The 19,440-nt window shown below is 66.6% G+C and carries 21 protein-coding genes; 11 read left to right on the top strand and 10 right to left on the bottom strand.

The genetic code is table 11. The annotated features are described in order from the left end of the window. Position 1: 1 nt before the first annotated feature. Genes ON22_RS37865 through ON22_RS37855 form a run of 3 tightly spaced genes read left to right on the top strand, consistent with a single transcriptional unit; the run spans position 2 to position 1,153 of the window. Positions 2–829 (top strand): FAD-binding protein, encoded by an 828-nt coding sequence (locus ON22_RS37865; RefSeq protein WP_255218517.1) that lies wholly within the window; start codon positions 2–4, stop codon positions 827–829. Then, positions 826–954: a hypothetical protein gene (locus ON22_RS37860; protein WP_255218516.1), complete on the top strand. Its 129-nt coding sequence runs from the start codon at positions 826–828 to the stop codon at positions 952–954. The genes ON22_RS37865 and ON22_RS37860 overlap by 4 nt, the downstream gene beginning before the upstream one ends. A 13-nt stretch (positions 955–967) precedes the next feature. Continuing rightward, positions 968–1,153: a BBE domain-containing protein gene (locus ON22_RS37855; RefSeq protein WP_306306585.1), complete on the top strand. Its 186-nt coding sequence runs from the start codon at positions 968–970 to the stop codon at positions 1,151–1,153. Positions 1,154–1,157: 4 nt separating this feature from the next. Here the strand turns inward: ON22_RS37855 and ON22_RS08400 are convergent, their stop codons facing one another. The 6 genes from ON22_RS08400 to glnA all read right to left on the bottom strand — a co-directional run bounded on the left by ON22_RS08400 (position 1,158) and on the right by glnA (position 6,403). Next, positions 1,158–1,976, bottom strand: coding sequence for a cyclase family protein (locus ON22_RS08400; RefSeq protein WP_033244987.1), 819 nt, complete (start codon positions 1,974–1,976; stop codon positions 1,158–1,160). Positions 1,977–2,027: 51 nt separating this feature from the next. After that, positions 2,028–2,867: an alpha/beta fold hydrolase gene (locus ON22_RS08395; protein WP_033244986.1), complete on the bottom strand. Its 840-nt coding sequence runs from the start codon at positions 2,865–2,867 to the stop codon at positions 2,028–2,030. Between the two features lie 16 nt (positions 2,868–2,883). Next, positions 2,884–3,618, bottom strand: coding sequence for a DUF899 domain-containing protein (locus ON22_RS08390; RefSeq protein ID WP_033244985.1), 735 nt, complete (start codon positions 3,616–3,618; stop codon positions 2,884–2,886). A 122-nt stretch (positions 3,619–3,740) separates the two neighbouring features. Beyond that, the gene (locus ON22_RS08385) at positions 3,741–4,106 is read right to left on the bottom strand and encodes a VapC50 family PIN domain-containing toxin (RefSeq protein WP_483414266.1); all 366 of its coding nucleotides are present in this window, start codon (positions 4,104–4,106) and stop codon (positions 3,741–3,743) included. A gap of 194 nt (positions 4,107–4,300) precedes the next feature. Beyond that, positions 4,301–4,759, bottom strand: coding sequence for an excisionase family DNA-binding protein (locus ON22_RS08380; protein WP_051157304.1), 459 nt, complete (start codon positions 4,757–4,759; stop codon positions 4,301–4,303). Positions 4,760–4,966: 207 nt separating this feature from the next. Continuing rightward, positions 4,967–6,403 (bottom strand): type I glutamate--ammonia ligase, encoded by a 1,437-nt coding sequence (gene glnA / locus ON22_RS08375; protein ID WP_033244984.1) that lies wholly within the window; start codon positions 6,401–6,403, stop codon positions 4,967–4,969. A gap of 258 nt (positions 6,404–6,661) precedes the next feature. Between glnA and ON22_RS08370 the strand changes: the two genes are divergently transcribed. Together ON22_RS08370 and ON22_RS08365 are read left to right on the top strand one after the other, a co-directional pair. Next, positions 6,662–7,192: an RDD family protein gene (locus tag ON22_RS08370; RefSeq protein ID WP_033244983.1), complete on the top strand. Its 531-nt coding sequence runs from the start codon at positions 6,662–6,664 to the stop codon at positions 7,190–7,192. 37 nt (positions 7,193–7,229) lie between these two features. After that, complete coding sequence (locus ON22_RS08365) at positions 7,230–7,619, top strand: YrdB family protein (RefSeq protein ID WP_033244982.1); 390 nt, start codon at positions 7,230–7,232, stop codon at positions 7,617–7,619. Positions 7,620–7,621: 2 nt separating this feature from the next. On the opposite strand, the gene ON22_RS08360 is transcribed toward ON22_RS08365, so the two are convergent. Further along, positions 7,622–8,356: a DUF4191 domain-containing protein gene (locus tag ON22_RS08360; protein ID WP_033245370.1), complete on the bottom strand. Its 735-nt coding sequence runs from the start codon at positions 8,354–8,356 to the stop codon at positions 7,622–7,624. A gap of 271 nt (positions 8,357–8,627) precedes the next feature. On the opposite strand from ON22_RS08360, the gene ON22_RS08355 reads away from it, so the two are divergent. The 5 genes from ON22_RS08355 (at position 8,628) to ON22_RS08335 (ending at position 13,670) form a co-directional block, all read left to right on the top strand. Next, the gene (locus ON22_RS08355; protein WP_033244981.1) at positions 8,628–10,040 is read left to right on the top strand and encodes a M20/M25/M40 family metallo-hydrolase; all 1,413 of its coding nucleotides are present in this window, start codon (positions 8,628–8,630) and stop codon (positions 10,038–10,040) included. A 78-nt stretch (positions 10,041–10,118) separates the two neighbouring features. Then, positions 10,119–10,310, top strand: coding sequence for a hypothetical protein (locus tag ON22_RS08350; RefSeq protein ID WP_033244980.1), 192 nt, complete (start codon positions 10,119–10,121; stop codon positions 10,308–10,310). Positions 10,311–10,731: 421 nt separating this feature from the next. Beyond that, positions 10,732–12,417, top strand: coding sequence for a sodium:solute symporter family protein (locus ON22_RS08345; protein WP_033244979.1), 1,686 nt, complete (start codon positions 10,732–10,734; stop codon positions 12,415–12,417). After that, the gene (locus ON22_RS37515; RefSeq protein WP_033244978.1) at positions 12,414–12,542 is read left to right on the top strand and encodes a putative transporter small subunit; all 129 of its coding nucleotides are present in this window, start codon (positions 12,414–12,416) and stop codon (positions 12,540–12,542) included. Before ON22_RS08345 ends, ON22_RS37515 begins: the two co-directional genes overlap by 4 nt. A 243-nt stretch (positions 12,543–12,785) precedes the next feature. Beyond that, entirely contained in the window at positions 12,786–13,670 is an 885-nt protein-coding gene (locus ON22_RS08335; protein WP_231508630.1) for an alpha/beta hydrolase, read from the top strand. A 116-nt stretch (positions 13,671–13,786) separates the two neighbouring features. Here the strand turns inward: ON22_RS08335 and ON22_RS08330 are convergent, their stop codons facing one another. Both ON22_RS08330 and ON22_RS08325 read right to left on the bottom strand, forming a co-directional pair. Continuing rightward, entirely contained in the window at positions 13,787–14,350 is a 564-nt protein-coding gene (locus tag ON22_RS08330; RefSeq protein ID WP_051743120.1) for a TetR/AcrR family transcriptional regulator, read from the bottom strand. Next, positions 14,337–15,872: an MFS transporter gene (locus tag ON22_RS08325; protein ID WP_051157302.1), complete on the bottom strand. Its 1,536-nt coding sequence runs from the start codon at positions 15,870–15,872 to the stop codon at positions 14,337–14,339. The genes ON22_RS08330 and ON22_RS08325 overlap by 14 nt, the downstream gene beginning before the upstream one ends. Before the next feature lie 178 nt (positions 15,873–16,050). Here ON22_RS08325 and ON22_RS08320 point away from each other — a divergent pair, with 178 nt between their 5' ends. After that, complete coding sequence (locus ON22_RS08320) at positions 16,051–16,329, top strand: HPr family phosphocarrier protein (RefSeq protein WP_033244977.1); 279 nt, start codon at positions 16,051–16,053, stop codon at positions 16,327–16,329. A gap of 52 nt (positions 16,330–16,381) precedes the next feature. Here ON22_RS08320 and ON22_RS08315 read toward each other — a convergent pair whose 3' ends face one another. Beyond that, positions 16,382–19,393 (bottom strand): bifunctional [glutamine synthetase] adenylyltransferase/[glutamine synthetase]-adenylyl-L-tyrosine phosphorylase, encoded by a 3,012-nt coding sequence (locus ON22_RS08315; protein ID WP_033244976.1) that lies wholly within the window; start codon positions 19,391–19,393, stop codon positions 16,382–16,384. Positions 19,394–19,440: the final 47 nt, after the last annotated feature.

Genomic DNA, 19,440 nt, shown 5'->3' with positions numbered 1-19,440 from the left:
TGTGCCCGGCGGGATCTGCCGAGGTGTCGGAGTCGGCGGCCATATCAGTGGCGGTGGTTACGGGCCGCTGTCGCGCCGGTACGGCCTGATATCCGATCACCTCTACGGGGTGGAGGTCGTCACCGTGGGGCGGGACGGCAGCACGAACCTAACCGTGGCCACCCGAGACGGCCCGCACCGGGACCTGTGGTGGGCCCACACCGGCGGCGGGGGCGGCAACTTCGGAATCGTGACCCGGTTCCTGCTGCGCTCCCCGGGTTCCGACGGATCCGATCCGGCCACCGCACTGCCCGCACCGCCGCGCGCCGTACTCACCACCAGGTTGACTCTGCCGGTAACGACCGAGGACTCGTTCCTGCGGTTCATGCGCAACTATCTCGAATTCTTTTCGGTGCACCGGAATCCCGGAAACCGATTCGCCGGCCTCTATGCGCCGATCAGCTTCCGTCCCACCCTCACCGGCTTCGGCGAAATGCTGATCCTGCAGACCGCCGATGAACCCGATGCGCGAGCCCGGGTCGAAGAATTCATCGCCACGGTCACCGAGGGTGTGTTCCCCGGCCCGGTGATCCGGCCGCTGACCGAACAGAGCTACCCGGACACCGTGGCGAACACCTACTACGCCGGCGCCCCGTCGGATCGGCGGGTCAAGACCAAGGCCGCCTACTGCGGCAGCCCTACACGACCGAACAACTCTGCATTTTCTACCGCCATATCGTCTCCCCCGCCTCCGTCGGCGAATCGGAAGTCGAATTCCTGCCGTTCGGCGGTGCTGTCAACGCGATCGCGCCCGATACCACGGCCGCACCGGCGCGCGACTCGTTCATGAAGATGCTCATCCACGCCGCCTGGCGACTGCCGATCGACGACGACCGCCATATCGGGGTGGCCCGACAGCTGTACCACGAGGTCTACGCGGAAACCGGGGGGCGCGCCGGTACCGGATGCACGTAACGGCGGGAGCTATATCAACTACCCGGACCCGGACCTGGCGGACCCGCGTTTCAACACGTCCGGAGTTCCTTGGCAGGCACTGTATTACGGCGCGGGATACCCACGGCTACAGCAGGTGAAGGCCGACTGGGATCCCCGTAACGTCTTCCGGCATCGCCTATCGGTCGAAATACCTCGAGATACCGCTCCGCCCGGTTGAGCGTTCAGGTCAGTGCCAGCACTCGGCACGGTCCGCCGGTCCCACCGATATGTTTGGGCGCACCCACCACCACCGTCGCCCCCACGGGCGGTGCGGCACCGAGATTCGCAAGCATCTCGACGCCGTAGCGGCCGGCCCCCAGAAACGCGGTATGCGCACCGTAGTCGCGGTCCGCCGCCCGATCGAGGCTCAGCGTATCCACTCCGGCACCGACGATTTCGCGCCGCGACACCAGGAATTCCGCGGCCTCCGCGGTGAAACCGGGCCCGTGCGGTATGCCGTGCCCATCCAGATTCACGAAAGCACCGGGTACGGCGAGCCGCTGCTCCCACCCCGAGTACATCGCCACGAACGCCCGATCCGGAATGCGGCCGTGCCGTTTCTCCCATTCGGTGAGGTCGGCAACCGTGACGCCGGCGTCCGGGTCGGTGCCGGCGCGGTCCCGGATATCGATCACCACCAGCGGCGCCACCAAATCCTGTGCCGGCAACAGATCGGTCGTTGCCGAACCTCGCCGGTGCGCCGGTGCGTCCACATGGGTGCCGGTGTGTTCCCACAGGGCGAGAGCATTCTGTGCGAAACCGCCGACCGCTTCCCAAGCCACCGGCACGGCGGTGAACGGCGGGTTACCCGGCCATACCGGTGTCTGCGGACTGAGTACATGTGTCAGATCCAGAACACCACCGGGTTCTGCCCGTGCCGTGACAGCCGGCGCGGCAACCGCCACCGCCGCCGCGGCTCCGGCCGCCCGGAGGAACGCACGCCGCCCCCGCCCGGTCTCGTCGATGTCACCGAGCTGCCGAATGATCTGCGGTGCGCACATATCGGCGTGATCCTACGTTTCGGCAACGAGGACCGCCCGCATGCGTGATCTCTAGAAAAGCTCGGGTGTCGCCGGTGGCACATCGTCGAGGAATGAACGCACCATCGGTACCAGCACCGCAGACTCCCCGCTGATACCGATATGCGATGTCGCGGGCAGAATCACCAAGCGCGCAGCCGGTGCCTTGTGCAACATCCCCGACGCCGCCGCTTCCTCGTCACCGCCCCCGCGCAGCATGAACATCTGTAACGCATGCTCGGGTTTCACGCCGTCCGCATCACCGACTATCACCATCGTTTTCGCAGAAATCGAACGCATCTGGGCGTCGCTGATGTTCTGGTCTTCGATATTCAGCACCTTCATCTTTTCGATGTAGGCGTCGAATGCCGTGGGATCAGGTGTGTGTTCCCTGAAAGACTTCTCGACAGCTGTACCGGCGAACGCTGTCGCGTCGAGACCTGCGATGACCTCCGGCACCGAGGGATACCAGCCGACCCTGCGGAAGGTGGCCGACATCGAAACCAGCTTGTCCACGAGCGCCGGGTGGCGGAGCGCGAGCTGCAGCGCAACCCCGCCACCTTGCGAGTAACCCATGACATCCGCGCGCTCGACTTTCAAGGCGCGCAGCAATTCCGCCGCGTCGTCGGCAAATTGCTCGTACGACATGGCCCGCGAAGTATCCGGGGTTCGGCCGTGCCCCTGCTGGTCGAAGACGATCACCGCCCGCTCACCCGCGAAACCGGATATCCACGGAGTCATCGAGTCGGTGGCCATGAACGCGCCGGGTATCAGCAGCAGCGGAATGGTTTTCGAAATGCCGAGGTCACCGTGCACTTCGTAATACAGGCTCAGACCGTTGATCGGCAGGTGACCACTGCGCGAAGGCTTCATCGACCTATCCCTCGCGTCACCGGGAACCGGCGGCGCTCGCGGGCCCCGCAGTGGCTTCTCCGTCCGGACCGTACAGCCGGGCAACGTCAGGAGAGTCGAGCCACTTGGAGTAGGTGGGCGATTTCGGCCATCCGTCGGGTGAATCCTGCCATTCCTCCTGGCGACCCCACGGCAGGATGTCGACCAATGCGAACGTGTAGCTGAGCTGCTCGGTACCGCGCCCGTTGGTGTGCCAGGTGCGGTAGACCTTGTCGCCGTCGCGGAGAAACACATTCACCGCGAACCCGCCGCCGGGCGGCGCGTCCACATCGGCGCCGAACGAACTCTCCGGCGACGAATACCAGTCCATCCTGTTGCCGACCTTCGTCTTGTAGGCCAGCGCCTCGTCGATGGGCCCATTGGTGACGATGACGAAACGGGCATCGTAGTTGTCGAGCCAGCCCAACCGGACATACTGCGACGTGAGCCCGGTACAGCCGCCGCACTGCCACTCCGCGCCATCGGACCACATGTGGTTGTAGACGATGAGCTGCGAGCGCCCGTCGAATACGTCGACCAGCCGGACAGGACCGTCCGGGCCGATCAGTGTGTAGTCCGGGAGCTCCACCATCGGCAGCCTGCGGCGTTGCGCGGCGATCGCGTCCAGTTCACGAGTGGCGGCCTTCTCCCGCTTCCGCAGGTCGTCGAGCGCGGTCTGCCACGTCTGCCGGTCGACGATCGGCGGCAGAGCGCCCGCGGTGTGCTCGGTCATGTTCTCTCCCAGAGTTCGGATAAATCTGCTCTGGATGTGATGACCGGAACCGCACACAGAAATCATCGCTCTCCGGAGCATCCACGAGAATCCAACGCCTCGCTTTGTTGAAACAGGGGTATTCAGCGCCCCGAACGGAGCGCAGCAACCGATTCCAGCATTCCCGCTCGATCGAGTGCATCGAGCACGTCCTCGGCGGTTTCGGGAGGGTGGCGCCGCGAATCCGCTATTTGCTGGACACACGCCCACACTCGCCGATCGTCGGTGCTGATCTGCTCGAGCAGGAAGTCGTCGGGGCTCTTGGCTTCCACATTCCACGGATTCAGGCTTTCCAGTGGAAAATCGGAGATGTTCCATGTGACGATCATCGACGCGTGGCACTTTATCGCAGCGGCCAATACATGCCGATCATCCGAGTCTGGAAGCTTCAGTCCTTCGATCAGCGGTTCGTACCCCGTGACCAGGCTATCCGGAACCGCCGCATTCATCAGCACCCCGCAACCGGTCGAGCTTCGTTCGCTGAATATCCGGTCGGCGTGCCGCCAAACTCTCGAGCGTCTCGTCGAGGATTCGATCAGTCCATTTCGCCTGCACCAAACGAGAACGAGCAACCCGTATCAACATATCCCGCAAGGTGTTGCCGTAGAGAACATTTGCGTCGTAAACGACCACACAGGCCATGTCAGATACCCAGTTCCTGACCCAACTCGGAGAGTTCGTCAGCCGCAGCACGACCGGAGTCTTCGAGTCGGCGCTGGTAGGCGCGAAGGTCATCGAACCGGACGCGCCGATGGGTGCCCACCAGCCGGAACGGAACCTCACCCGATTCCAGGAGACCGACCAGATAGGGCCGCGAAACGTTCAGCATTTCCGCGGCCTGTTGCGTGGTCAGTTCCGCGTCGGAGGGCACGATGGTGACGCCCCGGCCACTCGCCGCCTCCGCCAGCACGAAGGCGAGCAGATCGACCACCGCGCGTGGCACCACCAAGGCATCATCGCTGCCGACCTCTCGGCCGACCGAAATGACATCCTCGTCGGGATGCCGAGCAAGATAGTCGCGAATGCGGCGCATAGCCCGCGCGGCGACCTCGGCATCGATCGCACCTGGCTCGATCCGTTTCGCAGTATGTACACCCGTCATGATCTACCTCCATGACCAGCCTAGCAATAAACGAAATAAACGAAACGCATGTCGATGCGATGGCGTGGACACGCCTGCGATCGGGGACACAGACGAGTCCACCCGCCGAGTGATCTTGCGATCACCGAGCGGGTGGACTCGAAACCTTCTACTGCTTACCCACTGCGTACCGGAAGCCGGCAACGGGGGTCGAACCGCAGGTCAGGATCACACGTCGAAGTAGAGTTCGAACTCGTAGGGGTGCGGGCGCAGGTTCACGGGGGCGATTTCCTGCTCACGCTTGATGTTGATCCAGGTTTCGATCAGGTCCTCGGTGAAGACATTGCCTTCGGTGAGGTACTCGTGGTCGGCCTCGAGGCGGTCGATCACCGACGACAGACTGGTGGGGGCCTGCGGGATGTTCTTGGCCTCCTCCGGCGGGAGCTCGTAGAGGTCCTTGTCGACCGGGGCCAGCGGCTCGATCTTCTTCTTGATGCCGTCCAGGCCGGCCATCAGCATGGCGGCGAAGGCCAGGTACGGGTTGCCCGAGGAGTCCGGCGCGCGGAACTCGATGCGCTTGGCCTTCGGGTTGTTGCCGGTGACCGGGATGCGGACCGCGGCGGAGCGGTTGCGCTGCGAGTACACCAGGTTGATCGGGGCCTCGTAGCCGGGGACCAGGCGGTGGTAGGAGTTCACGGTGGGGTTGGTGAACGCCAGCAGCGACGGGGCGTGGTGCAGGATGCCGCCGATGTAGTGGCGGGCCAGATCCGACAGTCCGGCGTAACCGGCCTCGTCGTGGAACAGCGGCTTGCCGTCCTTCCACAGCGACTGGTGGGCGTGCATACCCGAGCCGTTGTCACCGAAGAGCGGCTTCGGCATGAAGGTGACGGTTTTGCCCTCGGCCCAGGCGGTGTTCTTGACGATGTACTTGAACAGCTGCAGATCGTCGGCCGCGGCCAGCATGGTGTTGAACTTGTAGTTGATCTCGGCCTGACCGGCGGTGCCGACCTCGTGGTGGCCGCGCTCCAGCTCGAACCCGGCGTTCTGCAGGTTGGTGGAGATCTTGTCGCGCAGGTCGACGTAGTGGTCGTAGGGGGCCACGGGGAAGTAGCCGCCCTTGTTGCGGACCTTGTAGCCGCGGTTGGGGCTGCCGTCCGGGTTGACCTTCGCACCGGTGTTCCAGGAGCCGGAGATGGACTCGACCTGGTAGAAGGCGCCGTTCATCTGCGAGTCGTAACGGACCGAGTCGAAGATGTAGAACTCGGCCTCGGCGCCGAAGAAGGCGGTATCGGCGATACCGGTGGAGCGCAGGTACTCCTCGGCCTTGCGCGCAATATTGCGCGGGTCGCGGGAGTAGGCCTCGCGGGTGAACGGGTCGTGCACGAAGAAGTTCATGTTGAGCGTCTTCGCCGCCCGGAACGGGTCGATCTGCGCGGTGCTGAAATCGGGCAGCAGCAGCATGTCGGACTCGTCGATGGACTGGAATCCGCGCACCGAGGAGCCGTCGAACGCGAGGCCCTCCTCGGCGAGATCGGCGGTGAACGCCTTCGCCGGGATGGAGAAGTGCTGCTGTACACCGGGCAGATCGCTGAATCGGATATCGACGTATTCGACATCCTGATCCGCCATGTACTTGATGACCTCGTCGGCCGTGCTGAACGTCACTTAGCTCTCCTTACGGATAGATCCCAGCCAGTATCGAGTGCGGGGCGTCGCGATCCGACGTTATGGACAGGGTGTTTCCCGGCCGTCAAGGGTTTGTTTCGCCAGTGTTACACGTGCCGCACGGCACGTGTCCTCGGCCACGCCAGCGAGATTACCGCGCTCCATACCGCCCGGACAGTCCCGCCGGACCGGCACGCAGGCCATTGTGCACAGCGACCGCCCGATATGCCGGAAACGGCGAGGCCTATCCTGGGGTTCATGGCACGTGTTACCGGATCCTGGCTCACCGGACCCACCGAGACACCGGGCGATCCGGAACCGAGCGAATACGCGGGCGAACATATCGGGCTACCCCGTACCGGCGCGGGATCGCTGGTCGGGATGGCCCGGCGGATCACGGCGATGGCCGTCGACTGGGTGATCGCCATGGGTATCGCCGCCCTGATCGTGCGACCGAACCCGGATCGGATCATTGCCGAGACCGAGCTGCCACAGGGTGTCGCCGAACCGACAGCTTTCGAAGCCGTATCGGGGGCGTTGAGTACCCCGACGTGGATGGTGTGGATGGTGATCGGCCTGGTCGCGGTGGCGCTCTTCGGGTTCACCCCGGGCCAGTACTTCCTGCGGTTGCGGGTGATCCGGATCGACGCACCCGTACGGGTCGGTTTCGTGCGTGCGCTGGCCCGGCAGATCCTGCTGACCTTCGTGGTGCCCGCACTGTTCACCGACGGCGACGGGCGCGGAATGCACGACCGGGCCACCGGCACCGCGGTAGTCCGCACGCGCTGACCGGGCCGGAAACGCCGCGCGGCCATAAGATCGCCCGGTGTCGCTGAATCCTGCCCTGCTCGGCGTGCGGTTCCTGCTGGAGCTGACCGCCTTCGCCTCGTTCGCGATCCTGGGCTGGCGGGTGACCGACAACCCGGCCCGCTGGTTGCTCGTAGTGGTGTTACCGATACTCGCGGCGGTCGTATGGGGCGTGTTCGCCGTCCCGGACGACCCGAGCCGATCGGGCGCGGCCCCGGTCGCAGTTCCCGGGCCGGTGCGGTTGGTCGTCGAGTTCGCGGTGTTCTGGGGTGGGGCGGTCGCGCTCTGGTTCGCCGGTCTCCCCCAACTCGCGATCATCTCGGCCGCAATCCTGGTGGTGTACCACCTCGTCGCCTACGACCGAGTGCTCTGGCTGGTGAACCCCGCGCCGCCGAAGGCGGCGCCATGAACTCAGCGGCGGCGGATGGTGCGCTGCATACCGCGCATCTTGGCGTTCGTCGGCATCGGGCCCTTCGGCATAGCCGGTCCGCCGCGGGCGCTCAGGGCGCTGAGCCGGCCTTCGATCTGGTCCATCCGCTTGGTATCGATATTGCGGGGCAGCTTGGTGAGGTAGCGCTGTAGTTCCTTGAGCGGAACCTGGCCTTCCTCGTTGCCGACCGTCACGTCGTAGATGGGGGTGTCGCCGACGAGCCGGGCGGTGCGCTTCTTCTCTTGCGCGAGCAGCGTCCGCAGCCGCTGAGGGGAACCCTCGGCCACGAAGATCACGCCGGGCAGCCCGATCACCCGGTGCACGGCGTCGAGCTGGGTGGTGGCGGCGATACCGTTGCTGACCCGCCATTTGCCCTGGAGGTTGTCCAGTACCCAGGCCGCAGCCCCGGCCTGGCCCTCGGCCTTGCCGTAGACGGTTTTCTGCACGCGCCGGCCGAAGATGATGAAGGCGAACAGCACACCCAGCAGCAGGCCCAGGGGCAGCAGGAACCACTGCACATCGAACAGGAAGCCGATCCCGAACAGCACCAGCGTGGTGATCACCACGGCGCCGATCAGCAGCGGCAGCAGCAGCTTGTCCTCTTTGCGCTGCATCTGGAACGCCTGCCAGATCTGCTGACGACGTTCCTTCGACTGCTGTTTGCGCGCCGCTTTCGCCGCGGCCTTCGCCTCTTTGTCGGGCTTGCCTGCTGCCATGACCCCCACAATAATGCCCGCACCCGAACCGCCGGTCACGGGACGGGTAAGCCATTCGGGCCGGTCGCGGCATTCGCTCACCCCGCCACCGGATCGGCGGCGGCGCTCGAGCCCCACACGACCGGCGGCACGTCATGGACCACGCCGGATGACTCGGAACCCCGGCCCCTCCGCTCCTGCGCAGGCGTCGCCCGGCGCCGGGCGGCGAGCCGATTCCGGCACATCCCGGCAGTGCCGGGACGCCGGGCAGCCAGGCGAGGACAATGCAGGAATGTCCACCAACCTCGAGGCCCGTCCGTCTTCCGGCGACCCCGTCGACGACGCCACCGCGGAACGGCTCGCGGTGGCGCTGCGCTGTGTCACCGTGTCGCGCGAGGAGATCGCCGCGTCCGGTGCGGATCCGGACTCGGCCCAGGCGCAGACCTCGCTCGATACGGAGTTCCGCCGGCTCGGCGCCCACCTGGAGGAGTCCTTCCCGCGGGTGCATGCCGAACTCGAACTGGAGAAGTTCGGCCACAGCCGGCTCTATACCTGGCGCGGGATCGACGACACCCGGACCGCTGCCCTGCTGCTGGCGCATCAGGATGTGGTGCCGGCCGACGAACCCGGCCGCTGGACCCATCCGCCGTTCGCGGGTGTGGTGGACGAGGAGTTCATCTGGGGTCGCGGCGCGATCGACGACAAGAGCCGTGTGCTGGCGATCCTGGAGGCCGCGGAATCCGCGCTGGCCGCCGGGCTGCGGCCACGGCATACCGTCTACTTCGCCTTCGGCCACGACGAGGAAGTATTCGGCGATACGGGTGCGGTACAGATGGCGAACCGGCTGCGGGAAAGCGGTGTGCGGGCGGATCTGCTGCTGGACGAGGGCGGTGTGATCACCGACGGGATCGTCCGGGATGTCCGGGTACCGGTGGCCACGATCATGGTCGGCGAGAAGGGCTATGCCACGGTCCGGCTGTCGGTCACCGATGCGGGCGGGCATTCGTCCATGCCGGGACGGCAGACGGCGATCGGACGGCTGGCCCGGGCGGTGAGCCGGGTACAGGACCATCCGATGCCGCTGCGGATAACGCCGGTGGTCACCGATATGCTCGCCCGCCTGCGACCGCATCTGCCGGCCGCCAAACGCCGCCTGCTGGGGTTCGCCGGGGCGGCGGCGCCGGTGGTCGCCCGGATCCTGGCCGCGACCCCGCAGACCGAATCGCTCGTGCGTACCACCACCGCTCCGACGGTGATCCGGGGCGGGGTGAAGGCGAATGTGCTGCCGCAGCAGGCGGAGGCGCTGATCAATTTCCGGATCCTGCCCGGCGATACGGTCGAATCGGTGCTGGCGCACTGCCGCCGGACTGTGCGCGATACACAGGTATCGATCGAACTGGTGGGGATGTCGGCCGAACCCTCCCCCGCCCCGGCGCCGGGACCGCAGTTCGATCTGATCGCCGAACTCACCCGGCAGGTGGCGCCGGAGGCCGCCGTGACCACCGGTTTGGTACCGGGTGCCACCGATTCCCGCCACTACGACGATCTGGCCGCGACCCGCTGTAATTTCGCGCCGGTCCGGCTCACCGCCGCGGATCTGGAGCGGATCCACGGAAACGACGAGCGCCTGTCGCGGGTGAACTACGCCCGGCTGATCGAATTCAACCGGCGCCTCTTCACTGCGCTCGCCGAGTCGGATCGGTAGCGCTGACACACCGGGCAAAGTCAGCGGACGGTGGATGATCCTGATCGGTCGACCAGGCCATCGGATAAGCTCACCTGCATGAGTGTGGGTGTTTTCGAGTCGAAATTCTGTGGTTCGGGGCACCTCGGCAGCGAAAGCGCCACCGTCACATCCATTCCGCCGACCGCCGGCGTCCCGGTACGCGGTAGCCAGACGGCGCTACCGTCCACGGCCTCCAAATCGGACGGATTCCCCTCCGGAGCCGATCCCGGAGAGTCCGCCGCTGCCTGACTGATTCCACTCAGCTGAGCGGCGCAGCCGCGCACAGAATTCTGTGGACTTCATACCGCCTGGCGAATACGCCACTGTGCCGGGCCTTTCGCGGCAGCCACTGCCGCCCGGCCGGCGGGATACCCGTATGCCACGCGTCCGGACATCCGTGAAAAGGCCTGGCTCGGCTGCGCCCGCGACCGGACAGGTGGCAGCTCTGCGTCCGATATCCGACTGATTCCACTGGCCGACGATGCGCGCCGCCGAGCGGCGCGCATCGCGCGGTAGTACCCGGCAGGGAAGGAGAACTGTGGATTTTGCACAGCGCACGACCGGCCACGCCGGTCGTATCGTTCCGCCCGATTGACGCGGCGTTCGCATCCGACCGTTCGCTCGGCCCTTGCATTGCGGGCCGGGTCCATGACGAGAAAGTGAGAACGCTGTGGGCGAGCTACAACGCCTATCGGGACCTGTCGTGGTCCTGCTCATCCTGCTGTTCTTCGGTGGCAGCTTGTACATCTCCATCCGGATCAGCAGGAAGAAGGAGAACGCCGACGGGTATATGACAGGCGGTGGCCGTATCGGTTTCGGTATTTCCGCCGCCTCGATGACAGCCACCTGGATCTGGGCGTCGTCGATGTACGCATCGGCCACCTCCGGCTACACCTACGGCATCTCCGGACCCATTCACTACGGGTTGTGGGGCGCGCTGATGATCCTGCTGATCTATCCGTTCGGGCGCCGGATCCGCCAGGTCGCGCCACGGGCGCACACCATCGCGGAAGTCATGTACGCCCGCCACGGGCGGTCCAGCCAGCTCATGCTCGCAGGATCGAATGTGATCGGCAGCCTGATCAGCCTGACCTCGAATCTGATCGCGGGCGGTGCGCTCATCGGCATGCTCACACCGTTCACCTTCAGCCAGGGCATTGTGGCGATCGCGGCCGGGATTCTGCTGTACACGCTCTGGTCGGGATTCCGTGCCTCGGTGCTGACCGACTTCGTGCAGGTGCTCGCCATGCTCGGTGCCGTCGTGATCATCATTCCGGTGGTGTTCTTCGCCGCGGGTGGTCCCGGCCTGTTCGAGACCGGGGCAGCCAACCTGACTCCGCAGCAGGGCAACTTCTTCTCCTCCGATGCGTTCTTCAACCAAGGCGCCCCCTATATCGCGGCGGTACTTGCCTATGCGATCGGTAACCAGACGATCGCGCAGCGGCTGTTCGCGGTGCGCGAGGATTTGATCAAGAAGACGTTCGTCACCGCGACGGTCGGGTACGGGGCCACGATCATCGGGATCGGCATGCTCGGTGTCATCGCCCTGTACGCCGGGATCGATCCGATCGACGGCGATGTCAACAATCTGATTCCGCAGATGGCGGCGACGTACCTGAGCCCATTGCTGTTGTGCGTGTTCTTCGTGATGATCATCGGTTCGCTCTCCTCGACCGCCGATGCCGATCTCACCGCGCTCGCGTCCATCACGATGGCCGATATCTACGGCCACAATGTGGCGGGCAAGAAACATGCCGATCCGCGCACGATGATCCTCATCGGCCGGATCACGATGATCGTCGCGATCGCGGCGGCGCTCTATTTCGCCGGTTCGCAGCTGAACATCCTGGATCTGCTCGTGTTCGTGGGTGCGATGTGGGGAGCGCTGGTGTTCCCGGTGATCGCGAGCTTCTACTGGAATCGGGTCACCAATCTCGCCTTCAGCGCGGCAGTGGTTCTGGGCCTGGCCGCGTTCATCCCGGTCCGTTTTTCCTGGGTGGACCTGTCGGGCCCGCTCGGCATCGTCTCCGATGTGTGGGCCACGATCGGTATCGGTGTTGTGCTCGGGCTGATGGCGTTCGGGTTCTTCGGCAGGCGGGTGGCCCTCGTCGCGGGCACGGTCTCGACCCTCGCCGCCGCGCCGTTCACCATCGGGTTCCTGCACACCTACCCCGTGCTGTCCGGGTCGCTGGTGGCCTATTCCGTGAGCACGGTGACATGCGTGGTGCTGACCTTGCCGGCCAGGCGGGAGTTCGATTTCGCGCTCATCAAGCAGCGCACAGGCGATTTCGACGCCCGGCCGGCGGAAACAACGCAGCCGGAAACTCTGGACCCGGCCGGAAAGGAAACCGTATGACCGCCCTGCTCACCCTTTATGTGCTGATCTGGCCGCTGATCGTCGCCGGCGTCCTGTTCGTCATCGTGCGCGCCTTCGTCCGGGAGTGGCGTGACGCCAAAGCAGAAGGCCGCGACATCATCTAGTCCGGCCGGTGAACCGGCAGGTCGCGACGAGCCGCCGGCCGGCCCGGATCCACGGAAACCACGAGCCCCTGTCCCGGGTGAACTAGGCTCGGCTGATCGAATTCAACCGACGCCTGTTCATCGCGCTCGCCGACCCGAGACAGGGGCGCTGACGAGCCGAGGGGTCAGGAACCGAGATGACGGGAATTCCCGCCGGCACCTCGGCTTCCGCGGATCCTGTGGACCGGCGGTGAGGGAGGACCAGTGACCGGCGACCAGAACATCCGCACCGAGCGCGGGAAATTCGAGCATGCCGGTCACCGGCTGGCCCGCCGCTCCTGGCTGCCCGAGGCACCGGTGCGCGGGGTGGTCGTGCTCGTCCACGGGGTGGCCGAGCATTCGGGGCGATACGACCGTGTCGGCCGGACGCTGGCCGCGGCCGGTTTCGCGGTCCATGCCCTCGATCATGTGGGCCACGGGGAATCCGCACGGATCGGCGCACCGGCCAATCTCGGTTCGATAGCCGATGCCGCGGACAAGGTGGCAGCCCTGCTGGCGCTGGTCCGGGACGAGCATCCCGGGGTGCCCGCGTTCGTGATCGGGCATTCGATGGGTGCGCTGATCACGCTTTACCTGGCGACCCGGGAGCCGCTCGACGTTGCGGGTGTGGTGGTTTCGGCGCCGCCGCTGATCATCGATGCCGGGAACCCCGTGCAGCGGCTACTGGCGCCGCTACTCACCCGTCTCACGCCGAATCTGGGTGTGCTGGCACTGGATTCGTCGCAGATCAGCCGCGACCCGGACGTGGTCACCGCCTACGACAACGATCCGCTGGTATTCCGCGGCAAACTGCCCGCCCGCACGGCCACCGAAATCCTGGCCTCCGCGGGGCAGGTGCTCGACCGGTTGCCGCAGTTGCGCGTACCGACCCTGGCGATGCACGGAACCGCCGACGCCATCGCCGCCCCGGCGAGTACCGACCGGATCGAACAGCGCGCGGGCACCACCGATCTCACGGTGCGCCGCTACGACGGCCTGTACCACGAGATCTTCAACGAACCCGAACGCGATCAGGTCCTCGCCGATGTGGTCGCCTGGTTGACCGCCCGGCTGCCCGAGCCCGGCGGACCGGTCGACGGAGGAGCTTGATCCACAACCCCGCCGGCCGGGTCGTACTCACGCCGGACGAGATGGTGTCGGGTCCGTGTACGCCGCGCCGGTCGGTCTGCGCCTCTGCGCATCGTTCGATGGGGCGCGGGCAGGTGTCAGGACTCCTCCGTCATCGCCAGTAGCTCCGCTCGCGCCTCAGCGAGATCCGCACTGGTCAGGTAGGGGCTGGACCGCGCGACCGCGAGCCCGTCCGCGGCGTATCGGATGATCAGGACACGCGCTCGGGGCAGACCGTCGGCGTCGAAGGCGGCGTTCAGCTTTTCGGCGTCCCGTGCATACAGCGATTCGACCTCGGACAGGTTGCCGAGCGCGGCGCTCAAGGCGATCGGGTCGAGAATGGTTCCGTAGAGGTCGCCGCCGCCGGTCATCGCGCGGATATAGCCCCGGGTGAACTTTCCCGGGCGGTTCTCGGACAGGTCGATACAAGCGTGGATCTCGGCCCAGCAGCGCTCGATGGTGTGTTCGACCACCCTGGACAGCAGTTCCGCGCGGCTAGGGAAATGATGCCGGAGACCGCCTTGGGTCACGCTCGCCGCCTTCGCGATCGCGGCGAGACTGGCCTTGGATCCGTGTTCCGAGAACATCTGCTCGGCCGCTTCGAGGATTGCCCGGCGGGTACGTTCTTTGTCCCGCGTGGCAACCGGTTCAGTGCGAGTCATCGGCACTCACCTTGGCATCCCGTGGCGAGGGAATCACGCGCCAGGCCACCACCGCCGAGACGATGAGGAGCCCCGCGGCGAGGAACGAGGTGGTCTGCACCGCGTCGGCGAATGCGGACCGGGCGTGCTCGACGACCGCCGCATCGGTGACGGTGTCGACTGTTACGGCGAGGGACTGCTCCGCGGCCGCCGCATCGGCGGCGGCTGTGCCGGCGGGTAGGTCCAAGTGCGAGCGGTACATCGCCAGGTGGACCGACCCGAGGACCGCGATACCCAGGGCCACTCCGAGTTCGTAGGCGGTTTCCGCGATGGCGGATGCGGCGCCGGCGCGTTCTTTCGGTACCGCCGAGACCACCGCGTCCGTCGAGAGTGTCATCGCCACACCTACACCGAGCCCGATCACGACCAAGGCGACGCCGAGTCCCCAGTAGGTGGTCTGGGAGGTGGTCAGGCCGATCCCGGCCAGACCGATCGCCGCGACAGCCAGGCCCAGCCCGATTGCCCGCCCGGCGCCCAGCCGCGCCGACAGCACGGCGACGAACGCGATGACCGCCATCGACGCCAGAGTTGTCGGTAGTTCGGCCAGCCCGGCCTGCAACGGTCCGTACTGACGAACCAGTTGCAGATACTGAGAGAAGAAGAACAGCAGGCCCACGAACGCAAAGATCGCCAAACCGTTGGCGGCCACCGCACCCGAGAACGCGGGCAGCCGGAACAGGGAGATATCGAGCAGTGGATCGGTGAGCTGCTGCTGGCGGCGCAGGAAGACCCACCCGGCGGCCAGCCCGAGCAGCACGCAGACCGGGATCGTCCAGTCCCATCCACTGCCGACCCAATGCTTCACGGAATACACGAGGGGGACGATCGCCACGATCGACAGCAGGGAGGACAGCAGATCGATGGGAGTTGTGGCGCGTCCACGGGATTCCGGGATCAGCACCGGTCCCGCGATCAGGACCAGCGCCATGATGGGCAGGTTGATCAAGAACACCGAACCCCACCAGAAATTTTCGAGCAGCACACCACCGACCAGGGGCCCCAGTGCCGCGCCGGCCGTCGCGCCCATCGACCAGAACGCGATCGCGGTGGTGCGTTGTTTCGGATCGGCGAACATCGCCCGGACGATCGACAATGTCGACGGCATCAGCGTCGCCCCGGCCACGCCCAGGAGTACTCGCGCGGCGATGAGGGTTTCGGGATTCGGTGCGAACGCGGAGATGAGCGATGCGATACCGAAGGCCGCGGAACCGAGGAGCAACAGGCGTTTCCGGCCGATCCGGTCGGCCAGGTTGCCCATGGTGATCAGCAGGCCCGCCAGCACGAACGAGTAGATATCCCCGATCCACAGCAGCTGTGTGGCAGTGGGTGAGATATCGGCGGTCAACGCCGGCACCGCCAGGTAGAGCACCGTGGCGTCGACGGCGAGCAGCGTGACGACCAGCACGAGCACACCCAGTGCCGCCCATTCCCGGCGGCCGGCGCGGAGCGAGATGTCCAAACCTTCGGCAGTCACGGATATCATCCTAACCGCTCGAATGAGTTGTTGAAGGACCCGAGTGAGCTTTTACACTTTCGCTGACGTCACCGTCCGCGGGGCAGGGGATATTCGACGATCGGGCCGCCGGACGTGATGTGCCGGCGACCGGACACGATCGACGCCGGATCACTACACTGGGCGCATCTGTGGTGAAGGAGGACCCGTGTACGTCGAAGAAATCCGTTCACCCGGTGCGCTGACCACGGAATCTGCCGAAGAGCTGGCCATGAGCGCCGCCGGCTACACCTCTCGCATCACCGTCGCGGCAGGCGGCCACGCGGTTAACCTGCCCGTTCTCCCGTGGTGCTGGACCGACCTCGGTATCCGCACGGGCAGCCGGGTGACGATCACCGCCGAAGGCGGCAGCCGCCCGCCCGACCTCGAGGACCGGCGGGCACTCGAGGCCGTCGTCACCTGCCTCCGCTCACTGGGCGCTGCGTGAGGGATTCCGCCAGGCCCACCGCAGCCAAGGGGCTGCGGCACTCGGCAGGCACCTAGACGCCGAAGACTCGTTCCACCACCCCGCGCGCCCGACGGGTGACCCGCAGGTAGTTGTCGAGGAATTCCCCGCCGTCGTCACTGGGCCAGCCGGCCACCCGCGCCACCGCGGACAGGGTGCGGCCCGGTGCGGGCAGCTGGTCGCTGGGTTTCCCGCGTACCAGTACCAGGGCGTTGCGGGCCGCGGTGGCGGTCAGCCAGGACTGCCGGAGCAGGTCGGTGTCCTCGGTGCCGAGCAGTTCGTGGCTCGCGATGACATCCAGGGCTTCCAGGGTGGAGGTGTTGTGCAGTTCCGGGACCTCGTGCGCATACCGCAACTGCAGTAGTTGCACCGTCCATTCGATATCGGCGAGCCCGCCGCGACCGAGTTTGGTGTGGGTGGCGGGATCGGCGCCACGGGGTAGCCGTTCGGAATCCACCCGGGCCTTGATCCGCCGGATCTCGCGCACCGCGTCGGCCGAGACACCGCCGGCCGGGTAGCGCACCGGATCGATCGTGTGCAGGAATCGCAGCCCGAGGTCTTGATCGCCGGACACCTGATGGGCCCGTAGCAGCGCCTGCACTTCCCAGGGCTGCGCCCACTGGCGGTAGTAGGCGTCGTAGGCCGTAAGCGTGCGCACCAGCGGCCCGCTACGGCCCTCGGGACGCAGGCCGGCGTCGACCTGCAGCGGCGGGTCGGTACTGGGAGCGCCGAGCAGTTTCTGCACCTGTTCGGCGATCCCGTTGGCCCATTTCACCGCGACGTGTTCGTCCTCGCCCGGCCGCGGGTTGCAGACGAACAGCACATCGGCGTCCGATCCGTAGCCCAGTTCCATTCCGCCGAGCCGGCCCATGCCGATCACCGCGAAATCCGCGGGCGCGGGGGCTCCGCGTTCGGCCACACTGGCGCGGATCACCGCCCGCAGCGAGGCCTCGAGCACCGCCACCCACACCGAGGACAGCGCGGCACAGACCTGCGGGACATCGAGCAGCCCGAGCAGATCCGCCGAGGCCACCCGGGCCAGTTCGTGCCGGCGCAGCGAACGAGCGGTCGCCACGGCACGTCTGGGGTCGTCGTAGCGGTCGGCGGCGGTGAGGATACTGCCCGCCACATCCGCGGGCTGGGGCCGCAGCAGCAGCGGGCCCTCGGGGCCGTCGGCGAACATACGGATGGTTTCGGGGGCGTTGATCAGCAGGTCGGGCAGGTACGCCGAGGAACCCAGGATCATCATCAGCCGCTGCCCCACCGCGCCTTCGTCGCGCAGCACCCGCAGATACCAGTCCTGGTCGTTCAGGCCTTCCGAAACCCGCCGGTAGGCCAGCAGGCCGGCATCGGGGTCGGGGGTATCGCCGAGCCAGGCCAGCAGGGTCGGCAGCAACAGCGCCTGGATCCGGCCCTTCCGGGAAATACCGCTGGTGAGGGCCCGCAGATGCCCCAGGGCATGTTCCGGGTCGGCGTAGCCGAGCGCGGCGAGCTGGCGGACGGCGGCGTCCGGGCTGAGCCGTAGCGCGGCCGATTCGATACTGGCCACCGATTCCAGCAGCGGGCGGTAGAAGAGTTTGGTGTGCAGGCGGCGGATCCGGCTGGTGTTGCGGCGCAACTCCACCTGCAGGACACCGGCGGCATCGCGTTTACCGTCGGGCCGGATATGCGCGGCCCGGGCCAGCCAGCGCATACCTTCCTCGTCCTCGGCGGCGGGCAGGGTGTGTGTGCGTTTGAGCCGCTGCAGTTGCAGCCGGTGCTCCAGCAGCCGCAAGAATTCGTAGGAGGCGGTGAGGTTGGCGGCGTCCTCGCGACCCACATAGCCGCGCGCGGCCAGCGCGGCCAGTGCCTCCACGGTGCCCTGTACATGCAGTTTCGGATCCACACGGCCGTGTACGAGTTGCAGGAGCTGCACCGCGAACTCCACATCGCGCAGGCTGCCGCTGCCCAGTTTCAGTTCCCGGTCCCGCAGGTCCTCGGGCACCAGATCCTCCACACGGCGCCGCATGGCCTGCACATCGGGAACGAAATCCGGGCGTTCGGAGGCGGTCCACACCATCGCTCCGGTGGCCGCACGGTACTGCTCCCCCAGTGCCAGGTCACCGGTCATCGGCCGCGCCTTGAGCAGCGCCTGGAACTCCCAGGTCCGCGCCCAGCGCTGGTAGTAGGCCAGATGTGATTCGAGGGTCCGGACCAGGGCGCCGGCCTTGCCTTCGGGCCGCAGCGCCGCGTCCACCTCGAAGAACGCGGAACTGCCGATGGTCATCATCTCCGCGGCCAGGCGGGTGGCGGTGGCGTCGGCGGGTTCGGCGACGAACACGATATCGACATCGCTGACGTAGTTGAGTTCGCAGGCCCCGCTTTTGCCCATGGCGATAACGGCCAGCCGCACCGGGCACGGTTCGTCACGGCATACCCGCGCCACCGCCACCGCGAGCGCGGTGGTGAGCGCCGCATCGGCGAGCGCGGTGAGCTGACGGCCCACCACCTCGTACGGGATGACCGGTTCGTCCTCCACGGTCGCGGCCAGATCGACGGCGGCCAGCAGCATCAACTGATCGCGGTAGCGTTTACGCAGCGCGGCCACCACTTCGGGCCCGGATTCGGTGGCGCGGAACAACATCGGCGAGGCATGGGGCCCGGTTTCGGGTTCGGCGCCGACCACCGCGAGCAGATCGGCGATCACTTCGTCCCGGTCGGGCAGTTCCTCGCGGCACAGCATCGTCCAGGACCGCGGATCGGCCACCAGATGATCACCGAACGCGGTGGAGGACCCGATGAGCGCGAACAGCCTGCCCCGCAGGGTCGGCTCGGCGCGGATCGCGGAATCCAAGCCGTCCCAATCGCTTCCGAGAGATTCCCGGATCCGGATCAGGGTGGCGAGCGCGAGATCGGCATCCGGTGCGCGCGACAGCGCCCACAGCACCGCGATGCTCTCGACATTGTCCCAGCCGAGGGTTGTCAGCGATTCGGCGGCCGTCGGCTCGAGTAATCCGAGCCGACCGGCGCGGGGGACGGCGGACCGGGCGGACGGTGGGCGGACCATGAGCCAAAGTTAACCGGTCCGCGCCGCGAAGTGTGCCGGACCCCCGC

This window comes from Nocardia carnea NBRC 14403, from assembly GCF_000308515.1.
In the GTDB taxonomy this organism is placed as follows: Bacteria; Actinomycetota; Actinomycetes; order Mycobacteriales; family Mycobacteriaceae; genus Nocardia; species Nocardia carnea.
The sequence above is the reverse complement of the archived record's forward strand: the minus strand, read 5'-3'. Positions and strand labels throughout refer to the sequence as shown.

Bases quoted from the DNA above. Each gene is read 5' to 3' on its own strand.
- ON22_RS37860 (WP_255218516.1), top strand. From the start codon at position 826: ATGAAGATGCTCATCCACGCCGCCTGGCGACTGCCGATCGACGACGAC.
- ON22_RS08400 (WP_033244987.1), bottom strand. From the start codon at position 1,976: ATGTGCGCACCGCAGATCATTCGGCAGCTCGGTGACATCGACGAGACC.
- ON22_RS08395 (WP_033244986.1), bottom strand. From the start codon at position 2,867: ATGAAGCCTTCGCGCAGTGGTCACCTGCCGATCAACGGTCTGAGCCTG.
- ON22_RS08390 (WP_033244985.1), bottom strand. From the start codon at position 3,618: ATGACCGAGCACACCGCGGGCGCTCTGCCGCCGATCGTCGACCGGCAG.
- ON22_RS08385 (WP_483414266.1), bottom strand. From the start codon at position 4,106: ATGAATGCGGCGGTTCCGGATAGCCTGGTCACGGGGTACGAACCGCTG.
- ON22_RS08380 (WP_051157304.1), bottom strand. From the start codon at position 4,759: ATGACGGGTGTACATACTGCGAAACGGATCGAGCCAGGTGCGATCGAT.
- ON22_RS08370 (WP_033244983.1), top strand. From the start codon at position 6,662: ATGGCACGTGTTACCGGATCCTGGCTCACCGGACCCACCGAGACACCG.
- ON22_RS08360 (WP_033245370.1), bottom strand. From the start codon at position 8,356: ATGGCAGCAGGCAAGCCCGACAAAGAGGCGAAGGCCGCGGCGAAAGCG.
- ON22_RS08355 (WP_033244981.1), top strand. From the start codon at position 8,628: ATGTCCACCAACCTCGAGGCCCGTCCGTCTTCCGGCGACCCCGTCGAC.
- ON22_RS08350 (WP_033244980.1), top strand. From the start codon at position 10,119: ATGAGTGTGGGTGTTTTCGAGTCGAAATTCTGTGGTTCGGGGCACCTC.
- ON22_RS37515 (WP_033244978.1), top strand. From the start codon at position 12,414: ATGACCGCCCTGCTCACCCTTTATGTGCTGATCTGGCCGCTGATCGTC.
- ON22_RS08330 (WP_051743120.1), bottom strand. From the start codon at position 14,350: ATGACTCGCACTGAACCGGTTGCCACGCGGGACAAAGAACGTACCCGC.
- ON22_RS08325 (WP_051157302.1), bottom strand. From the start codon at position 15,872: ATGATATCCGTGACTGCCGAAGGTTTGGACATCTCGCTCCGCGCCGGC.
- ON22_RS08315 (WP_033244976.1), bottom strand. From the start codon at position 19,393: ATGGTCCGCCCACCGTCCGCCCGGTCCGCCGTCCCCCGCGCCGGTCGG.